The following is a 21,271-nucleotide window of genomic DNA, read 5'->3' on the forward strand; positions in this document are numbered from 1 at the left end:
GTATTACCTTTGGATAAGGTAGCAGCCAGCCGATGGCGTTGTCGATGTAGTTTTTCGCTCAGATCCGCAGGTAGGCGCTGGTGATTGTGACAGCGAATTCCAGAGGATTGTGAGCACCACCCAATCTAACGAATGTGCCCCACCTCGCTGGTGATTATGAGCCAGCGCATTGTGCTCTTCCTTTCAGTGCCTGGCCGACTGGGCATCTGCTCGATGGCGAGCAAGTACGTCGCGGGCAGCCTTCGGGGCGTGGTCCATGAATTGCGTCTGCATGGCCTGAATCCCTTCGTTATTTATGAGGTGTTTAGCGGATATGCCGCATTCCTGCTGTTTTTGCGGCCTTACTGTCAAAAGTGATGGTGTAGTCGCACTCCGCTGCATTGGCGCAGCGTTCAATCAAGCAGTCTGCAAAGTCGGCTTTCGCGTCAGAGAAACGGCGTAGTGCCTGCCAAACAATCTCCGCACGCTCAACCACCAATTCTTTAGTTCTCAGCAGTGTTTCGAGTACGTCCACAACCTCGCTCTTGGTTGACTGGTAGCAACTTTGAAGTACCCACACCAACTCAACGACCGACACCATAGCGATGAAACCGGGATCACCAGCGGTAAGCGACTCGATTAAGTCAGTCGCCTTGGGCGACTGCACAGGGTCATCTTGTGTCACATAGCGGACTAGCACGTTGGTATCCAGCCCGATCATTGTGCAGCAGCCCCGTGAGCCGCGATGGCAGCATTCATGCTCTCAATGCTCACAGGAATGGCTGGCTTGCGGATCATTCCCTTCAGGTCTTTTACTGAGTGTGTCGCGGCCATGATGGCGAATTTGCCCTTCTCCAGCTCTACAAATTCAATCCGATCACCTGCGCCAAGACCCAATGATGCCCTGACTTGCACAGGAATCGTGACCTGCCCTTTTGATGTAAGTGTTGCGGTAGCCATTTCACTCTCCAATGTATAAATTTGCCTTAATTCCTTACTGTATTGTAAGGAATTAAGGCAGTCAAGAGCATAATTGATCGGATTAAATGATCTTCCAAAGGCGGCTCACCATCGCCAGCGCGTGGCGCACAACCTCTGGAGCATGTGGTGAGGTCTGAGCTCGTGGTAAAGCAAGCTGAGTAAAATTTTCCTTGGGATATTTGACAGGCTGATCCCAGCGGCTAATTTTGGAAAGCGTGGAGCTTGGAAGTCCCACGTACTTGGATAAACTTACGAAAGGATGCACAACATGCTTAAAACTCAATTCTCTTCTCTGCTGTTCGCCCTGCTTGCTTCGATGTCGCTGGCGGTTTCAGCGGCCGAAGTATCCGCGGATCAAGTCAGCCCAACCGAAACTGTTCAGGTTGCCGAAGCCGTCAAGGTCAATCTCAATACTGCCGATGCCGCGACGCTTGAGCGTGAGTTGCTGGGTATTGGCCAGGTTAAGGCTGAGGCAATAGTGGCCTACCGCGACGAACATGGGGCCTTTGCTTCGGTGGATGAGTTGCTGGAGGTCAAGGGTATTGGTGAGGCGACACTGGAGAAGAATCGCGAGAAGTTGAGCATCAACTGACGCTCTTGGATGTTGACCAGAAGGCCGGTTTTTAACCGGCCTTTTTGCTTTCTGTGGGTTGGTAAATATCAATATCAATCCGCAAGCGTGCAGTTACTGCAGGTGAAGTTCTTCATTACTAAATCGCTGCTTGCGGTGCTGTTGGTTATTTAAGGTGTAAATCGAACGGGGATCGCGATGATCTTTTATTTAGCGGCAGATGCTGTGTTGCTCGTTCATCTGCTGTTTATTGCCTTCGTGTTGCTTGGCGGTTTGTTGGTGTTGCGTTGGCGTCGGCTGGTCTGGCTGCATCTGCCTGCCGTTGTCTGGGGTGTGGTGGTGGAGTCGATGCGCTGGCAATGTCCGCTCACGCCGCTGGAGAACAGTTTACGTCAGGCTGCCGGGCAGGCCGGTTATGCGGGTGGTTTTGTCGAGCATTACCTGATGCCGATCATCTATCCAGCTGGCCTGACGCCACAGATTCAACTCTGGCTGGGGGCTGTTGTGCTGCTGCTCAATGGACTGATTTATGCGGTGGTTCTGCTGCGCGTGAGGCGCTAGGGCGTCGCACCGGGTGCGCCCTGGAGGGGGCTTTCGGCGAGAGCCACCTGAGGCCTTTGGGCGTGTTTACGCTTCAGCTTGCAGCCAGTGCTAGCCAGTCATTCATAAACTTGATGGTACATGGGGTGGCTTAATTCCTTGGCTACACTGGGCCCATCTACCACAGCACAACAAGGCAGCCTTTGTATGCAAAATCGCATGATGATTACCGGCGCGGGATCGGGTTTGGGTCGTGAAATCGCCCTGCGTTGGGCGCGTGAGGGATGGCAGCTGGCGCTCTCGGATGTGAATGAGCCAGGCCTGGCTGAGACCCTGCAGCTGGTGCGCGCTGCTGGCGGCGATGGCTTTACCCAGCGTTGCGATGTGCGTGATTACAGTCAGTTGACTGCCCTGGCGCAGGCCTGCGAAGAGAAGTTCGGCGGCATCGATGTGCTAGTCAACAACGCCGGTGTGGCCTCGGGCGGCTTCTTCAGCGAGCTGTCGTTGGAAGACTGGGACTGGCAGATCGCAATCAACCTGATGGGCGTGGTCAAGGGCTGCAAGGCGTTCTTGCCGCTGCTGGAGCGCAGTCAGGGCAAGATCGTCAACGTCGCATCCATGGCGGCATTGATGCAGGGCCCGGCCATGAGTAACTACAACGTGGCCAAGGCCGGTGTGGTGGCGCTGTCGGAAAGCCTGTTGATCGAGCTGAAAATGCAGGAAGTGAGTGTGCATGTGGTCTGCCCGTCGTTCTTCCAGACCAATCTGCTCGACTCCTTCCGCGGTCCGACGCCGGCGATGAAGGCCCAGGTTGGCAAGTTGTTGGAAGGCTCGCCGATCAGTGCCGCCGATATCGCCGATTACATGTATGACGAGATTGCCAAGGGCGAATTTATGATTCTGCCCCACGAGCAAGGGCGTCTGGCTTGGGCGTTGAAGCAGGCAAATCCGCAACAGCTGTACAGCGAGATGGCCGCCATGGCCGACAAGATGCGGGTTAAGACTAAGCAGGGCTGAGTGTCGCGCACCGATTAGTTGATTACTTGGTCAGCTTAACCCGCCTTCGGGCTTGCCTGTGGCAGGTCCGAACGTTAGGGTTCTTGGCTCTGCCGGCCTAGCCGCGACACGATGGACGTTCTGTGAAACCTTTCCCGCGGGTCATGCTCTTGCTGGCCCTGATACTGGCGGCGATTAACTTGCGCCCCGGCATCACCTCATTGGCTCCGCTGATCGAGCGGATCGCCGCCGAGCTGGCCTTGAGCCGCAGCCTGATCAGCCTGACCACGGCGTTGCCCGTCCTGTGCATGGGGCTGTTGGCTCCTTTGGCTCCGCGTCTGGCATTAAAAATGGGACTGGAGCGCACCATCGCCCTGTGCATGGGCGTGATTGCCCTGGCTTTGTTGTTGCGTCTGGCGGGGCATAACGCTGTGATCCTGATTGGCAGCGCAGTGCTGCTGGGCGCCGCTATTGCGCTGGCGGGGCCGCTGCTCTCGGGGTTTATCAAGCGCTATTTTATGGACCGCATGGGCAGCGTGGTGGGCTGGTATTCGTTGAGCATGGCGATTGGTGGGGCCGGTGGGGCTGTATTGACCGCACCTGCCACTCAAGTGTTGGGCGATGACTGGGCGCGGGGGTTGGCGCTGTGGGCGCTGCCGGCCTTGCTGGGCTTGCTGCTGTGGTCGTGTCTGCCCAATCGCCTCGACGCCGATGAGCTGAGCGACAGCAATGCCGGGTTGCCGTGGCGCAAGCCCCGCGCCTGGTTGATCAGTGCTTTCTTCGCGATTCAGGCCGGTTTGTTCTACGCCCTGGCGACCTGGGCCGTGGCACGTTACCACGAGGCCGGTCTGAGCCTGCTGCACAGCAATAGCCTGTTCAGTGTCTCGATGTTGATGGGCTTGCCCAGTTCCTTCCTGTTGCCCTGGTTGGCGCAGCGCTTGGGCAACCGTTACTTGCTGTTGTTGGGCTGTGGCCTGTTGTCTTCGCTGAGTTTGGCGATGATCAGCTTTGCGCCGACCTTCTTGCCCGAGTTGTGGGCCGTCAGCATCGGCCTGGGGCTGGGCGGCTCCTTTGCCTTGTCGCTGGTGTTGCCGCTGTATGAGGCGGGTTCGCCCCTGGCGGTCAGCCGTTGGACGGCGATGATGCTGTTTGTCGGTTACAGCATGGCCTGTGTGACGCCGGTGTTGACGGGATTGGCCCGTGATGTGGCGGGTAACTACCAACTGCCCTTTATGGTGCTGACCAGCCTGGGGCTACTGATGACCCTGCTGGCCTGGATCATGGGCGCTAGGCGGCCAAACTAACGGGTGTTAAGCGCCGTATTGCGCTTATTTACGGGCAGTTCCTTCCTTGGTTCCTGAGGCTGTGATAGAAGGCAGCCTGGTTTTTCAGGAGTGCCCGCGTGGAGTCAGAATCCATCGTTTATGGTTGTATCCGTGACTGGCCGTCGGACAGTCCAGCGGAGAGCCGTTTGCGCCGCGCAATCAACCAACAGGTGCTCGATGAGTTACCTATGGGCGACGCCTGGAGCTTTCTCGGTCGGGAAATGTTCGCCTGTTGTCAGCAACCCGGCGATGGCCTGTACCAGACCCAGGTGATTCACTTCGGCGCCAGTTACCGTACGGTGGAGTACGAGTGGAGCCTGTGGATCAAGCAGTTCGAGGCCTTGCTCAAGCGCCTGTACTGGGCCAGTGCGGTGGTGCATCTGGAAACCGAGTTGAACGGGACCCATACCTTCCGCTGGGAGTCGGACAACGGCTTGCACAGCCCCGACGAGGGTGAATTACGGGTGCGTTGCGCCTGGGAGCGCGAGGGTGGGGTGCGCAGCTAGCCTGTCGTCCTGCGCTGCTCGCGACTTACTCCTCGAGCGCCTGTAGCCACTCCTTGGGCACCTCACGTTTTAGCGCCAACTGGCATTGTTGGCTTTCCGGGTCGAAGACAATCACCGCCTCGCCTTTATCGAGGGCGCGGCGCACCCGTTGAATGCGGGTGGGCAGTGGGGTTTCATCGCCGTTATCGGTACCGTCGCGGGTCACGAAGTCCTCGATCAGGCGGGTCAGGGTGTCGGTTTCCAGCATGTTTGAGGGGATCAGCACGGCTATTTCTCCAAGACGCAGCGGCGATGCTAACGCGCGTTGGGTGAGCTGGCCATGCTTGTCCCGAATCTTCTGCCCACTGCTTATAGCGCGGTGTCCGCTGCGGGTTGCTGCAGGTAGTGCTCCAGGGTGCTGTAGAGCTTGGCGCTGTCCAGCGGCTTGCCGAGAAAATCATTCATGCCGACTTCGCTGCCATGTTGGCGGTGTTCATCGAGGATATGCGCGGTCAGCGCGACTATGGGAACTGCCGGAAGCTTCTGTTGGCGCTCCAGGCGGCGGATCTGCCGGGTGGCTTCGAAGCCGTCCATTTCCGGCATTTCACAGTCCATCAGAATCAGCTGAGTCGCCGCCGGGTTGCGCTGGTACTCGTTGACCGCCGCCAGGCCGTTGGTGACCAGGCGCACGTTATAGCCACGTTTTTTCAGGAAGCCTTGCACCACCAGTTGGTTCACCGGGTTGTCTTCGGCGACCAGGATGCAGGGGGCGCCGCTGCTGTCGTGGCGCACCTGCGGCAGAGGTTTTATTTCCGGGCTACGCCCTTCTTCATACAGCTCCTGCAGTGCACTGCGCAGGGCCGTGATGGCCACTGGCTGTGTCAGGCTGAGCAGGCGCAAACCGCTGCTGCTGGGCAGTTGCTGGGATTGCTCGGGGGTGCAGAGCAGCAAGACCCGTTGTCCGGGCTGCAGCAGCGGGCGCAGCGAGTCCAGCCAATGCTGAATGCTGCCGGGCCAGGGCGCCATCAGCACCAACAGCGGGGGTGCGGCGAAATCCTCCAGATAACCGAGCAGGCTTTCCGGGTTCTGGCAGCGTTCGGTGCGCATGCCCCAGCGCCCGAGCAGGCGGCTCAAGGCGTCCAGACCGAGGCCGTCGAGGGAGGTGAGCAGGGCGGTGCGGCCTTTGAGCAGCTCGCTCAAGGGGTCGGCCGGGATCGGTTCGGCGGCTTGCGGGATATCGAAGGCGAAACGAGTGCCTTGCCCCGGCGTGCTTTGCACCTCGATACGGCCGCCCATCATTTCCACCAACTCCTTGCTGATCGCCAGGCCCAGGCCGCTGCCGCCATAGCGCCGGGTGGTGCTGGAGTCACCCTGGGCGAAGGATTCGAACAACTGGGCCAGGGCCTGATCGCTGATGCCTATGCCACTGTCACTGATGGAAAAAACCAGGTGCGGCGTGCCCTGGGAGTCATTGCGCCGGCAGACATTCAGCGACACATGGCCTTCGGCGGTGAACTTGAGGGCATTGCTCAGCAGGTTCATCAGTACCTGTTTAAGCCGCGTCGGGTCGCCCTGAATGCGTCGCGGCACCCCAGCTTCCAGGCTCAGATAGAGGCGCAGGCGCTTGTCCATGGCCTGGCCGGTGAACAGGCTGAAGGTGCTGGAAATCAGCTCTTCCAGGTCGAAGTCGATATGTTCCAGGCTGAGCTTGCCGGATTCGATGCGCGCGTAATCGAGGATGTCGTTGATCACAGCCATCAGTGAGCTGCCCGAGCTGGAAATGGTGTCGACATAGAAGCGTTGGCTGCGATCCAGGGCGGTTTCCTTGAGCAGTTGCAACATGCCCAGCACGCCATTGAGCGGGGTGCGGATCTCGTGGCTCATCTTGGCCAGAAAGCGGCTCTTGGCCAGGCTTTCGATTTCCGCCTGTTCGGCGGCACGGCGCGACTGGAAACCTTCCTCCTTGAGCAGGTTGATGCGGTCGGCCAGGCCCATGGCCAGGGTGATCACCTCGAAGGTGACGCCGATCTTGATCACGGTCGCGCCGTAGATGCCGAGGAAGTCGATGCCCAGGGAGCCGGAGGTGGCGACGATAAAGGAGGCCAGCAGAATGCCCCAGGCGGATATGTAGTAGGAGCCATAGCGCACGCCCTTGCGCCAGATGTAGATACCGTTGAGCAGCAGCACCAGGGACACCGTCAGCACGGTCAGGCTGGCCAGCGTGTTCCAGATCTGCAAGCCGATCAGCGGCAGCGCCAGCAGGCAGCCGACCACCAGCAGCATCATCAGGCGCAGACCCATGTCCAGGCGCGGGAAATGTTGGCGGGTGTGCAGGAAGTGGCGGCTGAATTGGGTGGCGCTGAGGCAATGCAGGTACATCAGGATGTAGATGCTCACCGACTGGAAGGCGATATGCTCGGGCAGCAGTTTGAACAGCAAACCGTCGAAGCAGGCGCCGAACAGGCCGATGTTCAGGGTGTATACCAGGTACCAGAAATACGCCGGCTCGCGCAGCGAGATGAACAGGAACAGGTTGTAGCAGAACATGGCGAACAGCACGCCGTAGAAGGCACCGTTGATGCCCATCAGGTTTTCCTGGGCGGCGGCGCTGGCATGGTAGGTGCTGAAGAACACAGGCAGGAAGATGGTGCTGGTGGTGTCGACGCGAATCAGCAGAGTGTTGGCGCCAGGCGGCAGATTGACTGGAAACCAGAAGTTGCGCACCTGTACCGGGCGCTGGGAAAAGGCGTAGTGGTCACCACTTTCCTGCAACTGCCACTGGCCATCGGCGGTGGAGAGAAACACCTGCACGTGGTCGAGTAGCGGGTAATTGACTTCCAGGTAGCCGGCCAAGTCCTGTTGCAGGCGGTTGTCCAGCTGGGCCTTGAACCACCACACCGAGTCATTCTTACCCAGGTTGGCGTGCTCGCCCGGCACCGGGGTAAAGCCTTCGTCGCCCAGCGCGTTGACCTGGTCCACCTTCAACTCGCCGCGGGGGTCTTCCACATAGCCCATGGCGGGTCCCAGCGACAGACGCAAATCGGCAGTGTCCAGGATTGCCGGCGATAACGCCCAGGCTGGGCCGCACAGCCAGTACAACAACAGCGCCAGCCATATACGAGGCATGCACAAACCTCTTTATTCTTATACGGGGGCAAACCGCCCCCTTTCCTCTATAGCACTTTGCCCGCATGCGCGCTGGCCTTCAAGCATCCTGATGGTGCTGGCGCAACAGCTTCCCGCCTCTAGGAACAGGGGCGGTGTGTGCTATCGGGGCGTGGTGCTCCACTGCTTGGTTGACCTGCGGCGAGGCGTTGGCGGGCGAGAAGGTGTAGCGCGTCGGCGGAGGCGCTACGGCAAGTCCTTAGCGCTGGGCGCTCAGCTTGGGCTGGCGGTACAGATCGATCAGCACCTGATCGAGAATCGACGATGCGCCCCAGGGTCTGGGGTCGTTGAGGATGGCCACCACGGCCCAGCTGTTGCCATTGCTGTCGCGGCTGTAACCGGCGATGGCGCGCACGTTGTTCAGGGTGCCGGTCTTGATGTGCGCCTCGCCCACCAAGGGCGTGCGCTTCAAGCGTTTGCGCATGGTGCCGTCCATGGCCACCAGCGGCAGCGAACTCATAAATTCGGCCGCATAGGGACTCTGCCAGGCTGCCTGCAACAGCGTGGCCATTTCCCGTGCGCTGACCCGCTCGGCGCGCGACAGCCCGGAGCCGTTCTCCATCACCAGGTGCGGTGCGGTAATGCCCTTGCGCGCCAGCCAGGCGCGAATCACCCGTTGTGCGGCCTTGCTGTCGTCCAGGTCGGCTTCGTTGCGAAACTGCGCGCCGAGGCTGAGGAACAACTGCTGCGCCATGGTGTTGTTACTGTACTTGTTGATATCGCGGATGATCTCCACCAGGTCCGGAGAGAAGGCCCGAGCCAGCAGGCGCGCCTTGGCCGGCACGGTGGCCAGGCGATCCTTGCCGGCTATGCTGCCGCCCAGTTCCTGCCAGATGGCGCGGATGGCGCCGGCGGCGTAGCTGGGGTGGTCGAGCAGCGACAGGTAGGTCTGCGAGCTGCAGCCTTCGGCCAGTTGGCCGGTGACTATGACCTTGGTGCCGTCGAACTCGCTCACCGGGTTGTAACGCACATCCGGCCAGCCCGGGCATTTGGCCGCGCGCAAGGCTTTGACGCGGTTCTCGATGCGGATATTGGTCAGCGGCGGTTCGGCGGCGATATGCACCTTGCCGCCCTCGGTGCGGGCGATAAAGCGCAGCGCCTTGAGGTTGATCAGCAGCGAGTCGGGCGCCACCAGGAAGGGCTTATTGGCGTCGCCGCCATCATCGTTGAAGCTGGGCAGCGCGGGCTGGACGAAGTGGCTGCGGTCGAGCACCAGGTCGCCGGTGACCTGTTGCACGCCATTGGCGCGCAGGTCGCGCAGCAGCAGCCAGAGCTTCTCCATATTCAACTTGGGATCGCCGCCGCCCTTGAGGTACAGGTTGCCGTTGAGCACGCCGTCGTTCAGCTGGCCGTCGGTGAAGAATTCGGTTTTCCACTGATGGGTCGGGCCGAGCAGTTCGAGCGCGGCATAGGTGGTCACCAGCTTCATGGTGGAAGCGGGGTTGACCGACACATCGGCATTGAAATAGGTGCTGTGGCCGGGACCATTGAGCGGCAGGGTGACCAGCGACAGCGATTGGGTGCTGATCTTGTTGGCTTTCAGCGCTTGCTGAACCTTGTTCGGCAAGCTGTTGCCGGCCGCAGGCACAGGTAAAGCCAAGGACAGCAGCAGACCGGTCAGGGCCAGATGACGCAGGGAGTTGATCATGGGCAGATACCCTCCAGATGAGGGTTAAAGGTGACGCGAGACATGGAGAGGGAACCCAGCGCGAGAAGGACTGATGCGGGCAATTATGCCCCAAATTAGGGCCTATTGAGCGCTTGTGCATGGGCTACTCGGGGCTTTTTCTTTATCTGCCCCGCCGAGTGGTTGGCCGAGAAACAGGCGCTCAGGCGGCGAAACTGCTAGAGTGCCGCGCGTTATCACTCTTGAGGATTGTTCCATGGCTACTAACCGTTCCCGCCGTCTGCGCAAAAAACTCTGCGTGGATGAATTCCAGGAGCTGGGTTTTGAGCTGAACCTGAACTTCAAAGACGATCTGACCGATGAAGTCATCGATGCGTTTCTTGAGCAGTTCCTGCGTGACGCCATGACCGCCAATAGCCTGGGCTATGTGGGCGGCGATGACTACGGTCTGGTGTGCCTGGGCAAGCGTGGCTCGGTCAATGAAGCACAGCGCGCCAGCGTTGAAGCCTGGCTGAAAGGCCGCAATGAACTGACCGACTTCAGCGCCAGCCCGTTGATGGATGTGTGGTACCCGGACAGCCCGATCAATCAGGCCTGATCCGTCGGCGGAACGGACCGCGCGCCTGTTCCGCCGTTTCCCCCTCGCTGTCTAGCAGGCCGTTGAAAAACTACCTACGTTGCCGATACGGCGTTAAAAACGGCCTCAAAATGCTCATTTACAACACGTAAACTGCGCTTTTTCGGCCGTTTTTGCCTTGTCTCGGCTGCCTCGCCTACATTTTTCAACGGCCTGCTCAGCTCGTCAGGCCTGCCTTGGCCAATACGGCTGCCTCGTCAACCTCATCTATCTGTTCTCTGCCCAGAAACCGCTCGGCATACTCGCGGTAGATCTGCCTGCGCACGAATAAACCGAACAGCGGCGCATCTATGTGCACGCCCCGGCACATGCCGGCCATGATATTCAGCGACTCGGAGAGCAGTTTGCCTTTCTTGTAGGGGCGATCCACCGCCGTCAGCGCCTCGAAAATATCGGCAATCGCCATCATCCGCGCCGGCAGGCTCATCTGCTCGCGGCGCAGGCGCTTCGGGTAACCGCTGCCGTCCAATTTCTCGTGATGACCGCCGGCTATCTCGGCGACATTCTGCAGATGCGGCGGGAAGGGCAGGCGGTCGAGCATCAGGATGGTTTGTACTATGTGGTGGTTGATGATATGGCGCTCTTCGCTCGTCAGGGTGCCGCGGGTGACGCTGAGGTTGTACAACTCGCCGCGATTGAACTTGTGCTGCGGCACCTGGAGTTTGAAGCCCAGGGGGTTATCGTCCGGGATGATCTCGGCGGCCGGCCGCTCGATCAGGTGCTCGGGCTTGTCGGCCAATAAGCGTTCTACGACGGGTAGCGCGGCGGGCGGGTTGCGTTCCTGGCGTTGGCCTTCTTCCCAGGACACCCCCTGGCGGTCATCCAGGGTGCGCAGCCAGGTGCGCGCGCCGATCTGTTGCAGGCGTTGCAGGTCGGCTTCGGCCATGGCTTCGCCGCCCAGATTGCTGCGCGCGACAAAGGCGAATTCCTCATCCAGTGCGGTCAGCAGCTCATCGCGCAGGTCGGCCAGTTGCGCGGCAGCGCCGCCTTGGGCACAGCCTTGCCAGTAGTCGATCCAGGCGTCGCGCTTGAGCACCTCGAAGCGCATGCGCACTTCATGGATGCGGTCATACAGGGTCTCCAGCTTGGTCGACTTGTCCACCACGTACTCCGGGGTGGTGACCTTGCCGCAGTCATGCAGCCAGGCGGCGATATGCAGGGCTTCCCAGTCTTCGTCGCTGGGCCGGTAGTCGCTGAACGGCGGTTCGTCGCTGGCGGCGGCCGCGCGGGCGAGCATCAGGGTGATTTCCGGCACGCGTTGGCAATGCCCGCCGGTGTAAGGGCTCTTGGCGTCGATGGCGCCGGCGATCAGCTGGATAAAGGCATCCAGCAGTTGCTTCTGGCGTTCCAGCAGGCGCTGGCTCTCGATGCACAGGGCCGCGACCCCGGACACCGCTTCGACGAAGGCGATGCGCTCGGGGCGCAGCATGGCCCGGTCCGACTCCTCGCCCTGGTCGCGATGCAGCAACAGCAGCACGCCCAGGGTGTCGCCCTGGCGGTTATGCAGCCCGGTGGCGACCAGGTGCACGCGCGGGCTGTCGAGGGCCAGCAGCAGACTCTGCAAGTCGCCGGCCTGGTCGAAGCCGATGGAGGTGGCTGTGCTGCCGCCGCCACTGGCCGGCTGGCGCAGCCAGTCGGGTATCTGCTTGTCACCGAGGTCGTAGTCGGCCAGACCATGCTTGCCCAGGCTGTGCGGTTGCCCATGGATAATCAGGCCGTGGGGTTCCAGCTGGCCATTGTCGCTCAGGTAGATCAGGCCGCCATGGGCTTCGCTGATTTCCATGGTTTCTTCCAGCACGCGCTTGAGCAGCGCGTCGAAGCGGGTCTGTGCGGAGAGGCTGGCGGCGATTTCCAGGAAACTGGCAATGGTCTCTTTCATATGGCCCATGGACACGGCCAGTTGATCGACCTCCAGCACCGGCGAGTGCCAGCTGGCCGGATAGCTGAAGTCGAAGCGGCGGATCGCCTCGGCTTCCAGCACCAGGGCGCGCAGGGGTCTGGCGATAATTCTGGAGCTGAGCCAACCCAGGGGCAGGCACAGCAGCAGGGTGGTCAGGGTCACCAGCGCGCCTTGCCAGCGGATACGATAGGCGTCGGCCAGCAGCTCGTCTTCCGGCACCAGCAAGGCCAGGTGCAGGCCCTGGGGGCCGCCTTCCTGCATATGGCTGCGCGACACCACCCAGCGTCTTTTCTGCAGTTCCAGTACCTCCTCCTGCGGGGCATCCAGGCCGTTGGCGAGCAGGGCGGCAAAGGTCGGGCTGAGAGCGCTGACCGGGGTCAGCTGGGGCGTGCCATCGATCCTCACCAGGCGGTCAGTGCCCGGGTAGGCCACGGCATTGCCCTGGGGATCGAACAGGATCACCTCGGTGGCGGCCGTGACCTTGTGCTTGGCCAGGGTGTCGGACAGATCCGCCAGGGTCAGGTCGGCTCCCAGCACCGTGGTCGGCCCGGCTCGTCTGGCCAAGGTGGTGCCAACTTCGGCGGTGGAAAAGAACACATAGGGCGCGGTGGTGATCTGTCCGCCATCGGCGCGGGCACTGCTGTACCAGCTGCGCTGGCGCGGGTCGTAATCTTCCTGGAGGCGCTGGCGCCGGCTGAGCAGGTTCAGGGCGTCATCGTAGAACAGGTAGTTGGCGTCGATGCCGGTGCCGGTGCCGCTGCGATCGATCGACCAGACCTGATAGGCGGCCTTAGGCGGGGCATCGAAGCGCTGTATGAGCATGTCGCTGCGCAGCGGTCGCACCATAAAGAAGTCGCCATCCGCATAGCCCAGGTACAGCGACGCCAGCTTGGGGTTATCGCGCAGGGCCTGGGCCATGGGCTGGAGCAAGGCCAGACGCGCTTTCAGGTCAGTCGCTTGGGTGGCCTCATGCAGGGCCAGCAGGCTGAGCAGATGGCGGATCGGCTGATAGGTGTGCACCAGGTCTTGCTGCACTTCATGCTTGATGCGTTGGAACAGCGTGCTGCTGCTGGACAGGATGATCTGGGTGGTTTGCTTGTAGTTGAAGACGCCGAGGGCGATGCCGGTGAGCAGGAGCAGCAGGGTGAACAGTGCACTGATATGGATATGCAGCGGAACACGGCGCTCGCGTGCGCGGACTTTTTCGGGCATACGCCTCACTCCTTGATCTTGCAGCTCTTCGCTGCAAAGCATGCAGCCAAGCATAGTGAAGGGGCGGCAGCTTGCCGGCTAAAAGTGCCGGCACAGGTCCTTTTATTATTGCCAGCTGTTCTAAGCAACTCCCTCAGAATCTGTTTCGGATCTCGCGAGCTAGAGCAAGACAAGGCGCTACGTAGTAACAGCCGAAGGCTGGTCAAAACGCCGAGGGAGCGGAGTTTACGGGTTGTAAATGAGCATGACTCGTTTCACTCGCCCTTCGGGTCGCGCTAAAGCGCGTTAGCCGCAAGCGGCTTGCCGAGGCTGTTTTTAACGCAGTATCGCCGACGCGCAGCAGATCCGAGACAGGTTCTCAGGGCTGCGTCTGCTTGGTCGCTGTGCGTTGGCTGCGGCTGAGCAACAGCTGGCGCAGGCCATGGATCAGCAGGGCGACCAGCAGCGCCAGCACCACGCCGAACAGCGCATTGAGCAGGCGCCCCTGGGCCAGCTGCCAGTCCTGCGCCAGGCTTTCCGCCAGCAGCACGAAGCACAGGCTGGTCTGCAGCACGAACAAACCGTAGTGGTTGGCCTGTACGGCGCGGCTGAGGAAGATCAGCGGCAGCAGGGTGGCGACCATCAAGGCCGGGTTCTGCAGGCTGTGGCCAAGCAGGACCAACAGACCGGCTGCGGCTACGCTGGCCAGCACCGATTGCAGGGCGCGCACCAGGCTGCCCTGGAAATCCAGCTGCAGGGTACTGACCACTATCAGGGTCAGCCAGTAACCGCGCTGCAACTCCGCCAGGTTGACCAGCAAACCGGCCAGGGCGAAGGCCAGGGTGCAGCCGAAGGCGTGCAGCCGCCATTGCTGTTGCGGCAGGCGCTTGGCGTGGCGCTTGAGCACCTTGCAGATGCTGATAAAACGCGGCATATAGGGCCACATGCGCAGGCCATGCAGGCCGCGCAGGCCGAAGGCCAGCAGCATCACCCAGAGGCCGCCGAGGATAAACAGCATGGCGATGGCGTAGGGGTTGTTCAGGTTGCCCAGGCCGTATTGGCCCTGGCCCAGGCACAGGCAGATGGCCAGGCCTATGCCCAGCTTGCCGGCTTCGCTGCCGAAGCGTTGTAGCCAGGCGAGCAGGAAGCCGAAGGCGGCGAATAGCCAGAAGCTGCTCAGCGGCTGGCTGGCCGCCCAGAAGCCCAGCCCGGCGCTGCAGGCCCCCAGCCCACAGAGCAGCAACATGCGTAGCATGCCCAGGCGCTGCAGCGGGTTGGCCTGGGCGGCCTGGTAGGCGCCGGCCGAGGCCCAGAGAAAGCCCGGGTGACCGCTGAACAGGCCGAGCAGCAGCGGCAAGGCGCAGCCCAGGCCGGCGACTATGGCCGGGCCCCAGGCGGGTGGCCCGGCATGCCAGCTAAAGGCTTGTTTGAGCGCTGTCTTCATCGCTTACACCGGGCTCGAGCGGCCGGTCATTTCCCGGGCCATCTCAGTAGCGTAGCTGTCGGTCATGCCGGCGATAAAGTCGATCATGCGCAGGAAGGACTTGTACAGCGGCCAGTCCGGATCGGGGGCGTTGTTGCCGAGCAGGTCGAGGATGCGCCTGTGCTTGAACGACGGCGTGCGCCCGCCATATTGCTCCAGGGCGGCGCCGCAGAAGGCGTTGAGGAGAATCTCCAGGGTGGTGTAGGCGCCGATCTCGTGCAGGGTCTTGCGCTTGTCCTGGAAGATTTTCTGCCGCGCCATGTCCTTGGCGCTTTGCACGCAGCGCTTGGCGGTGCCGTGCATATGCTCGACCAGATCGCCCTGCAGAGTGCCTTTGAGCAGCGCCTGCTGTTGCTCGACAAAGGCATGGGCGGCGGCGTTGGTCAGGTGCTCGATGGCCTTGCCGCGCAGGATCGCCAGCTTGCGCCGCTTGGAGTCGTCCGGGCCGAGCTGGCGGTAGGTTTCCGGCAGGTCGTCGCCGACCAGGTCGAGCAGCAGCGCCTCGACTTCGCGGTAGTCGAGCAGCTCCATTTCCAGGCCGTCTTCCAGGTCGATCAGGCCGTAGCAGATGTCGTCCGCGGCCTCCATCAGGTACACCAGCGGATGGCGCGCCCAGCGCTGTTCTTCCAGTTGCGGCAGGCCCAGTTTGCCGGCGATCTGCTCGAGCAGCGGCAGCTCGCTCTGGTAGCAGCCGAACTTGTGCTTCTTGTAGCCTTGGGCCTCGGCATGGCGGGCGGTCCAGGGGTATTTCAGGTAGGTGCCCAGAGTGGCGTAGGTCAAGCGGGTGCCGCCATCGAACTGGTGGTATTCCAGCTGGGTGAGCACGCGAAAGCCCTGGGCGTTGCCCTCGAAACTGAGAAAGTCGCCGCGCTCGGCCTCGCTCATCGAATCCAGCCAGCCGCGCCCGTCGGCCTGTTGGAACCAGTGGCGAATGGCATCTTCGCCCGAGTGGCCGAAGGGCGGGTTGCCGATGTCATGGGCCAGGCAGGCCGATTGCACGACCATGCCCAGGTCGCTCGGCGCGCACCATTCGGGCAGCTCGTCGCGGATCATCTCGCCGACACGCATGCCCAGGGAGCGGCCGACGCAGCTGACCTCCAGGGAGTGGGTCAGGCGGGTGTGGATATGGTCGTTGCTCGACACCGGGTGCACCTGGGTCTTGCGCCCCAAACGGCGAAAGGCCCCGGAGAAGATGATGCGGTCGTGGTCTTTGTGAAAGGGCGTGCGGCCCAACTCATCGACGCTGTGGGTCGGTTTGCCGAGTCGTTCGCGGTTGAGCAGGGTTTGCCAATCCAAAGCAGGTCCTCGCCGTCAGGTGGCTTATTGCTGGCTAGCTTCGGGGTTCTGGCGTCTGGCTGCAAGCCTGCAGACGTTGCTGCGCCATCGGCTCTGGTTGGCCGGCACTGCCTTGTCGACGGCTCAATCGAGTCGCGGGTGGCGAGCGGCGTTTAGCGTTGCTAAGGTCACACCCAGGTGCGAGTGGCGGCATCCCGCCAGTACTGGGCTGGTTTCGCGGGGTTGCGTGGCTCATCCCTAAGCACCCCCCAACAGGAGCGCAGCCGCTAAAAGCAGGCCGGTGAGCTCGATGTTAGGCGCTAGATAAAGCGGTTTTCTCGCAACAGGAGGCTGTATGAATAATGCAATCGTCTTGGTCGCACGGCTGCTCCTCGGCCATATTTTTCTGCTGGCTGGGTTGGGCAAGATCACCGGCTACGCCGGCACGCAGGGCTATATGGAGAGCATGGGCGTACCCGGGGTGCTGTTGCCGTTGGTGATAGCGCTGGAAATTGGCGGCAGCCTTGCCGTGATCCTTGGCTTCCTTACCCGCTGGGCCGCTCTGTTACTGAGCGGATTCTGTCTGGTGGCGGCGCTGATCTTCCACCGCAATTTCAGCGATCAAATGCAGATGATCATGTTTATGAAAAACTTCGCCATAGCCGGCGGTTTTCTTCTGCTCTATGTGCAAGGGGCTGGTGCATACAGCATCGATGCCAAGCGCGCCGGGTAACAGGCGCGAGCCGACGCCGAATGCGTAGGCGAGGTGACTTGGGATGCGGGGACGGATTTATTTTCCAAGCAGGTCCAGGGTGGGCCGTAGCTGAACGATCAATCCGCCCGCCGGCCCTCGCCGCGGCGCCTTTTTGCCTCCCTTGCCGCTAAGGAGGTCCCATGAGCCAGGCGCTGGCGCCAGGCGTGCGCGGCCGTGAAGCCTGGGCGTGGGCGATGTACGACTTCGCCAACTCCGGTTACACCACCGTGGTCATCACCGCCGTCTTCAACGCCTACTTCGTGGCGCAGGTCGCGGGCAACCAGCCCTGGGCGTCTTTGGCCTGGACCGGCGCGCTGGGCGTGTCCTACGCGCTGATCATGCTGACGGCTCCGATGCTCGGGGCTTATGCCGATGCCCATGGCGCCAAGAAGCGCTTGCTGGTCGCCACCACCCTGGGTTGCGTGGCCGGTACCGCGGCGCTGTCCAGTGTCGGCCCCGGCGACTTGCTGCTCGGGATGCTGCTGGTGGCACTGTCCAACTTCTTCTTCGGCAGCGGCGAAAACCTCATCGCCGCCTTCCTGCCGGAACTGGCGCCGGCCGATAGCCTGGGCAAGGTGTCCGGCTGGGGCTGGAGCCTGGGTTATCTGGGCGGGCTGTGCACGCTGGGGCTGTGTCTGGCGTATGTGACCTGGGCCCAGGGCCAAGGGTTGGCGGCGAGCGAGTTTGTCCCGGTGACCCTGTGGATCACCGCCGCCGTGTTCGCCCTGGCCAGCCTGCCGACCTTTCTGTTCCTGCGCGAGCGGGCGCCAGCCCAAGGCCACCCGGCCAGCCGCGGCCTGGTCGGCGAGGCGTTCGGCCGCCTGGCCCGGACCATCCGCCAGGCTGGCCACTACCGCGATATGCGCCGGTTGCTGATCTGCATCCTGTTCTACCAGGCGGGCATCCAGGCGGTGATCACGCTGGCCGCCATCTATGCCCAGCAGGCGATGCATTTCACCACCCAGGACACGCTGCAGCTGATCTTCGTGGTCAACCTCACGGCGGCGGCTGGCGCGTTCGGCTTCGGCTACGTACAGGACCGCATCGGTCACCTGCCGGCGCTCGCCGCGACGCTGGCGGGCTGGATCCTCATGATCCTGCTGGCCTGGCTCGCCCAGGGGGCGGGGTTGTTCTGGCTGTCGGCCAACCTGGCTGGGCTGTGCCTGGGCGCGAGCCAGTCGGCCGGGCGCGCAATGGTCGGCCTGTTCAGCCCGGCGGCGCGGCGGGCCGAGTTCTTCGGCCTGTGGGGGTTGGCGGTGAAGCTGTCGGCGATCCTCGGCCCGATCACCTACGGCCTGGTGTCCTGGCTGAGCGGGGGCGACCACCGCTTGGCGATGCTGATCACCGGCAGCTACTTCGTCGTGGGCTTGCTGCTGCTGAGCGGGATCGACGTTGCCCGCGGCCGGCGGGCCGCCATGGAGACCGCAGCGGACTGAGGCCGGCGCCGCGGGGCCAGGCCTGGCAGCAGACGCGCCATCACAACCCCGCCGCATCTATATCCATCAGCAATAGCCGCTTGCCGTTGTCGATAAATTGCCCGGCGGTCAGGCAGTACTGGTTGGTGGTGGCGTCGCGGTAGGTGTTGGAGAGGATCAGTCGGCGCTCATCCCAGCCTTCGGCGAGCAGCTGGTAGAAGTAGGGCCGCCATGACCAGTTATGCCCGATATACCGGGAGTCGCTGTGCCAGCTGTCGTCGCGGCGTTCTAGGTTGGCGCTGAGCTGGGTGCCGTGGCGGTCGCATTGGTAGATGCGCAGCAGCCAGGGCGCGGCATGCGGCAGTGGCAGTTGGCTGACTGGTGAGCCGGCCTCGACCCAGTGTTTAAAGCTGTTCATCAGCTCGCCGAGTTGCTGGCGCAGGTTCATCAAGCGGGCGCGTTCGGCGAGTTTCTGCTGAACATAGTGGTCGCGCAGTTGGGCGAAGCGTTGGACGAAGGCAGCGCTGTCGAAGAACTCCTGCTCGGGTCTGGCGAACAGATAACCCTGCACGTAGCGCGCGCCGCACTCCAGGGCGAAGTCCAGTTCGGCTTCGGTTTCCACCCCTTCGGCGATGATCCAGCAACCGGTCTTTTCCGCCATCTGCGCCAGGGCCTTGACCACTTCGCTGCTCGGCCCGCCCCGGGCGGCCTGCTGGAACAGGCGCATGTCCAGCTTGAGGATGTCCGGCTGCAGCGCCAGCACCCGATCGAGCTGGGAATAACCGGCGCCAAAGTCATCGATGGCGATGCGCGCGCCGGCTTCGCGATAACGCTCGACCACCCGCGGCAAGCGCAGGGTGGCGCCGCCCAGTTCGGTGATTTCAAAGACGATACGCGTCGGGTCTATGCCGCTGCGCTGCAACTGTTTGAGGCTGGGCAGGGGTTGTTCGGGGCGTAGCCGGCTGATCCAGCGCGGTGAGATATTCAGGCTGAGAAACCAGTCCGGCGGGGCTTGGTGAAAGCGCGCCAGGGCTTGCTCGCGCACCGCGCGGTCGAGGCGGCGCAAGGCGGCCGGCGGGGTCTTAGGGTCGCTGAACAGCGGGCCGGCGGAATGCAGGCGGCCATCCGCGTCGCGCAAGCGGGCCAGCGCCTCGACACCGGCGATGCGGCCGGTGGCGGTGTCGATAAAGGGTTGAAAGACAGCGAGGGGTTGACCGTCGAACACCGAGCAAATCCTTAGGCAAGCAGAACGCCCCCGGCAGGTGGCGCAGCTATCGCCTAAGCAAGATCGTGGCCAGGCTTAGCCTGCGCGTCTGCCTCTTTAGTCGTGGCGGGGTCTGGACGCCGAGGTGGATTGCACCCGAGCAGGGCACCGGCAAAGCGCCGCTGCGAGCTATCGACGCTGGGGGCGGTAAGGGTTCCTTCTTGCTTAAATGCCAGGTGGCCTGGCCCTCGGCTGGTATAGCGCTTGCATTAGGTTGGTGCGCTTCTTCACTGGTCTGCTCTTTTATGGGGCTGTGAGGGATTTGGCCAGGACGCCGTGATGCGCCAACAACCCCCTTAATAACTATGGATTAAGTACCTCGGAGTCGATCCGCTCAGGCACCACTATGGTGCCGGGCCCGATTGTCTGCGGTGGAATGGAACGCGATTTGTGCTGCCTTGTGGTGCGCTGATGGTTGTTTGTGGTCCGCTTTGGTGCTTTTTCCCTGCGACGGAGTTTTCTTCGTAGATGGAAAACCTCAACAGTGCTGTGGAAACCCTGATTCACGGCTCCAATACCCTGTTTATTCTGCTCGGCGCCGTCATGGTGCTGGCCATGCACGCCGGCTTCGCCTTCCTCGAGGTCGGCACGGTGCGGCAGAAGAACCAGGTCAACGCCTTGTCGAAGATCATCTCCGACTTCGCGGTCTCGGCCCTGGCGTATTTTTTTGTCGGTTACTGGGTCGCTTATGGGGTGACCTTCCTCGAGCCGGCCAGCGTGCTGACCGCAGGCAATGGCTATGGCCTGGTGAAGTTCTTCTTCCTGCTGACCTTCGCCGCGGCGATTCCGGCGATCATTTCCGGTGGCATCGCCGAGCGCGCCAAGTTCGGCCCGCAGCTGTGCGCCACCGTGCTGATCGTGGCCTTCGTCTACCCCTTCTTCGAGGGCCTGATCTGGAACGGCAACTTCGGCGTACAGGCCTGGCTGACGGCGCAGTTCGGCGCGGCCTTCCATGACTTCGCCGGCTCGGTGGTGGTGCATGCGGTGGGCGGCTGGCTGGCCTTCGGCGCGGTGATTCTGCTGGGCCGCCGCGATGGCCGTTATCGCGACGGGCGTCTGGTGGCCTTCGCCCCATCGAATATTCCGTTCCTGGCCCTGGGCTCGTGGATTCTGATTATCGGCTGGTTCGGCTTCAACGTGATGAGCGCGCAGACCCTGGGCAGCGTCAGCGGCCTGGTGGCGGTCAACACCCTGATGGCCATGGTCGGCGGCACGGTGGCGGCCCTGCTGGTTGGGCGCAATGACCCGGGCTTCCTGCACAATGGCCCGCTGGCCGGTCTGGTGGCGGTCTGCGCCGGCTCCGACCTGATGCATCCGGTGGGGGCTCTGGTGACCGGGGCTATCGCCGGTGGCCTGTTTGTCTGGGCGTTCACCGCGACCCAGGTCAAATGGAAAATCGACGATGTGCTCGGCGTCTGGCCGCTGCACGGTCTGTGCGGGGTGTGGGGCGGCATCGCCTGCGGCATCTTCGGCCAACAAGCGCTCGGCGGCCTGGGCGGCGTCAGCCTGGCCAGCCAGTTCGCCGGCACCGCCTTGGGCGTGCTGGTGGCGCTGGTGGGTGGTTTCCTGGTGTATGGCGTGCTGAAAGTCTCGGTAGGCATTCGCCTGACCCAGGAAGAGGAATACTACGGCGCCGACCTGTCGGTGCATAAGATAGGTGCGCTTAGCCAGGACTGATGGCTG

The 21,271-nt window shown here is 62.2% G+C and carries 18 protein-coding genes; 9 read left to right on the forward strand and 9 right to left on the reverse strand.

Annotated features, from left to right (window positions below; genetic code table 11):
* Positions 1 to 304 precede the first annotated feature (304 nt).
* Both Q8Q83_RS17845 and Q8Q83_RS17850 read right to left on the reverse strand, forming a co-directional pair.
* Positions 305 to 700 (reverse strand): PIN domain-containing protein, encoded by a 396-nt coding sequence (locus Q8Q83_RS17845; protein ID WP_305625469.1) that lies wholly within the window; start codon positions 698 to 700, stop codon positions 305 to 307.
* Positions 697 to 939, reverse strand: a complete 243-nt coding sequence (locus Q8Q83_RS17850) for an AbrB/MazE/SpoVT family DNA-binding domain-containing protein (protein ID WP_305625470.1) — start codon at positions 937 to 939, stop codon at positions 697 to 699. The genes Q8Q83_RS17845 and Q8Q83_RS17850 overlap by 4 nt, the downstream gene beginning before the upstream one ends.
* A 289-nt stretch (positions 940 to 1,228) precedes the next feature.
* Here Q8Q83_RS17850 and Q8Q83_RS17855 point away from each other — a divergent pair, with 289 nt between their 5' ends.
* The 5 genes from Q8Q83_RS17855 (at position 1,229) to Q8Q83_RS17875 (ending at position 4,898) form a co-directional block, all read left to right on the forward strand.
* The gene (locus tag Q8Q83_RS17855; protein WP_305625471.1) at positions 1,229 to 1,552 is read left to right on the forward strand and encodes a helix-hairpin-helix domain-containing protein; all 324 of its coding nucleotides are present in this window, start codon (positions 1,229 to 1,231) and stop codon (positions 1,550 to 1,552) included.
* Positions 1,553 to 1,729: 177 nt separating this feature from the next.
* Positions 1,730 to 2,092 carry a DUF2784 domain-containing protein gene (locus tag Q8Q83_RS17860; RefSeq protein ID WP_305625472.1) on the forward strand — a complete coding sequence of 121 codons (363 nt, stop codon included), beginning with the start codon at positions 1,730 to 1,732 and terminating at the stop codon, positions 2,090 to 2,092.
* A gap of 186 nt (positions 2,093 to 2,278) precedes the next feature.
* On the forward strand, positions 2,279 to 3,088 hold the full coding sequence (locus Q8Q83_RS17865) for an SDR family oxidoreductase (RefSeq protein ID WP_305625473.1): 810 nt from the start codon (positions 2,279 to 2,281) through the stop codon (positions 3,086 to 3,088).
* 122 nt (positions 3,089 to 3,210) lie between these two features.
* Positions 3,211 to 4,371: a CynX/NimT family MFS transporter gene (locus tag Q8Q83_RS17870; RefSeq protein WP_305625474.1), complete on the forward strand. Its 1,161-nt coding sequence runs from the start codon at positions 3,211 to 3,213 to the stop codon at positions 4,369 to 4,371.
* Between the two features lie 98 nt (positions 4,372 to 4,469).
* Positions 4,470 to 4,898 carry a hypothetical protein gene (locus tag Q8Q83_RS17875; protein ID WP_305625475.1) on the forward strand — a complete coding sequence of 143 codons (429 nt, stop codon included), beginning with the start codon at positions 4,470 to 4,472 and terminating at the stop codon, positions 4,896 to 4,898.
* A gap of 25 nt (positions 4,899 to 4,923) precedes the next feature.
* On the opposite strand, the gene Q8Q83_RS17880 is transcribed toward Q8Q83_RS17875, so the two are convergent.
* The 3 genes from Q8Q83_RS17880 to dacB form a co-directional block, all read right to left on the reverse strand.
* Positions 4,924 to 5,163, reverse strand: a complete 240-nt coding sequence (locus tag Q8Q83_RS17880; protein ID WP_305625476.1) for a YheU family protein — start codon at positions 5,161 to 5,163, stop codon at positions 4,924 to 4,926.
* 83 nt (positions 5,164 to 5,246) lie between these two features.
* Positions 5,247 to 8,003: a hybrid sensor histidine kinase/response regulator gene (locus Q8Q83_RS17885; RefSeq protein ID WP_305625477.1), complete on the reverse strand. Its 2,757-nt coding sequence runs from the start codon at positions 8,001 to 8,003 to the stop codon at positions 5,247 to 5,249.
* A 238-nt stretch (positions 8,004 to 8,241) separates the two neighbouring features.
* Positions 8,242 to 9,690 (reverse strand): D-alanyl-D-alanine carboxypeptidase/D-alanyl-D-alanine-endopeptidase, encoded by a 1,449-nt coding sequence (gene dacB / locus Q8Q83_RS17890; RefSeq protein WP_305625478.1) that lies wholly within the window; start codon positions 9,688 to 9,690, stop codon positions 8,242 to 8,244.
* A 235-nt stretch (positions 9,691 to 9,925) separates the two neighbouring features.
* Between dacB and Q8Q83_RS17895 the strand changes: the two genes are divergently transcribed.
* Positions 9,926 to 10,267 carry a YggL family protein gene (locus Q8Q83_RS17895; RefSeq protein ID WP_305625479.1) on the forward strand — a complete coding sequence of 114 codons (342 nt, stop codon included), beginning with the start codon at positions 9,926 to 9,928 and terminating at the stop codon, positions 10,265 to 10,267.
* 196 nt (positions 10,268 to 10,463) lie between these two features.
* On the opposite strand, the gene Q8Q83_RS17900 is transcribed toward Q8Q83_RS17895, so the two are convergent.
* From Q8Q83_RS17900 to Q8Q83_RS17910, 3 genes are all read right to left on the reverse strand, one after another.
* Entirely contained in the window at positions 10,464 to 13,418 is a 2,955-nt protein-coding gene (locus Q8Q83_RS17900; protein WP_305625480.1) for an HD domain-containing phosphohydrolase, read from the reverse strand.
* A gap of 358 nt (positions 13,419 to 13,776) precedes the next feature.
* A complete protein-coding gene (locus Q8Q83_RS17905) occupies positions 13,777 to 14,841 on the reverse strand; it encodes an FUSC family protein (RefSeq protein WP_305625481.1) in 1,065 nt (354 codons plus the stop codon).
* Positions 14,842 to 14,844: 3 nt separating this feature from the next.
* Complete coding sequence (locus tag Q8Q83_RS17910) at positions 14,845 to 16,176, reverse strand: deoxyguanosinetriphosphate triphosphohydrolase (protein WP_305625482.1); 1,332 nt, start codon at positions 16,174 to 16,176, stop codon at positions 14,845 to 14,847.
* Between the two features lie 334 nt (positions 16,177 to 16,510).
* Between Q8Q83_RS17910 and Q8Q83_RS17915 the strand changes: the two genes are divergently transcribed.
* Positions 16,511 to 16,888 (forward strand): DoxX family protein, encoded by a 378-nt coding sequence (locus Q8Q83_RS17915; RefSeq protein ID WP_305625483.1) that lies wholly within the window; start codon positions 16,511 to 16,513, stop codon positions 16,886 to 16,888.
* Between the two features lie 161 nt (positions 16,889 to 17,049).
* The gene (locus Q8Q83_RS17920) at positions 17,050 to 18,345 is read left to right on the forward strand and encodes an MFS transporter (RefSeq protein ID WP_305625484.1); all 1,296 of its coding nucleotides are present in this window, start codon (positions 17,050 to 17,052) and stop codon (positions 18,343 to 18,345) included.
* A 40-nt stretch (positions 18,346 to 18,385) separates the two neighbouring features.
* Here Q8Q83_RS17920 and Q8Q83_RS17925 read toward each other — a convergent pair whose 3' ends face one another.
* Complete coding sequence (locus Q8Q83_RS17925) at positions 18,386 to 19,549, reverse strand: EAL domain-containing protein (protein ID WP_305625485.1); 1,164 nt, start codon at positions 19,547 to 19,549, stop codon at positions 18,386 to 18,388.
* 507 nt (positions 19,550 to 20,056) lie between these two features.
* Between Q8Q83_RS17925 and Q8Q83_RS17930 the strand changes: the two genes are divergently transcribed.
* The gene (locus Q8Q83_RS17930) at positions 20,057 to 21,265 is read left to right on the forward strand and encodes an ammonium transporter (RefSeq protein WP_305625486.1); all 1,209 of its coding nucleotides are present in this window, start codon (positions 20,057 to 20,059) and stop codon (positions 21,263 to 21,265) included.
* Positions 21,266 to 21,271 lie beyond the last annotated feature (6 nt).

The sequence above is a fragment of the Pseudomonas sp. genome (genome assembly GCF_030696055.1).
In the GTDB taxonomy this organism is placed as follows: Bacteria; Pseudomonadota; Gammaproteobacteria; order Pseudomonadales; family Pseudomonadaceae; genus Aquipseudomonas.